At 80.7% G+C, this 1,153-nt stretch carries 1 protein-coding gene; it reads left to right on the top strand.

What is annotated here, in order from left to right:
- Positions 1-1,153: C40 family peptidase (locus ACFQH9_RS28745; protein WP_379570988.1), on the top strand; the 1,153-nt coding region annotated here is incomplete at both ends.

Here is a 1,153-nt window from a genome sequence, read left to right as displayed (position 1 = left end):
CGCTCGGAGCGCGCGGAGGCGGCCCGCAGCGCGGCGGCCGGCCTCGCCGCGGCGCGGCTGGCCACGGCACTGGTGGGCCGGGTCGTCGCGGACTGCCGCCGGGAGGCGGGCACCCGGGTCGCCGACCGGATCGTCACCGCCCGCGCCCCGCTGCCCGAGCCCGGCGTCGTGGAGCACGCACCCGGCGCGCCCCGGCCCCTGCCGGTCCGCTACCGCGCGATGCCCGGCCTCCGGCCGCGGCGGGCGGCCGTCGGGGTGTGGGTGCTGCTCGGGCTGCTGCTGGTCGTGGCGGTGGGAGCGGTGCCGTCCGCGGTGCGGCAGGCCGGGAACGCGTCGACCTCCGACGCCGCCGTCGAGCGCTTCCCCGGCGTGCTGCCGGAGAACACCGGGCCCGGGCCGGGAGGCGGCGGTCCCGTGGCCCCCGCGCCCGCCGAGTTCACGACCGCGCTGCCCGACCGCCGCGCACAGGTGGCCGTCGACGCCGCGCTCTCCCAGGTGGGCGTGCCCTACCAGTGGGGTGGCGACGGACCGGCCGCCGGCGACCAGGGCTTCGACTGCTCCGGGCTGACCGTCTTCGCCTACGGCGCCGCGGGCATCACGCTGCCGCGCACCGCCCACAGCCAGTACGTCGCCGGCCCGCACGTGCCCGCGGACGCCCCGCTGCAGCCCGGGGACCTCGTCTTCTACGGCTCCCCGTCGGCCGTCCACCACGTCGGCGTGTACCTCGGCGACGGCCGCATGGTGAACGCGCCGACCTACGACGAGCCGGTCCGGACCTCCTACTACCGCTGGCGCGGGGACGACTACCTCGGCGCCACCCGGCCCGCGGCACCCGGACCGCGCACCACCGGGATGCTCCAGGTGCTGCCCGAGCCCCGCGTCACCTCGCCGAACGGCTGGCCCCGGACCTTCGACGCCCCGGCCGCTCCCGCCCCCGCGGCGGCCATCGCGCCGAGCGCCGACCTGCCGGCGGAGTCGGTGACGGCCGCCGCGGCGATGGCCGCTTCGGCCGGGCCGCTGAGCGTGGTGGACGGCGGCGTGCCGGCCGACGCCGGGTCGGCCGGGGTGGTGCACGTCGCGCCCGCCGCGGCACCGGCGACCGGCCCGGCCTCCGCCGGGCCGGCCTGGCGACCCGCCGCGGCGACCTGGCGAC

The sequence above is a fragment of the Pseudonocardia lutea genome, assembly GCF_042658055.1.
Lineage (GTDB): Bacteria > Actinomycetota > Actinomycetes > Mycobacteriales > Pseudonocardiaceae > Pseudonocardia > Pseudonocardia lutea.
This window is presented reverse-complemented; position numbering and strand designations above follow the sequence as displayed.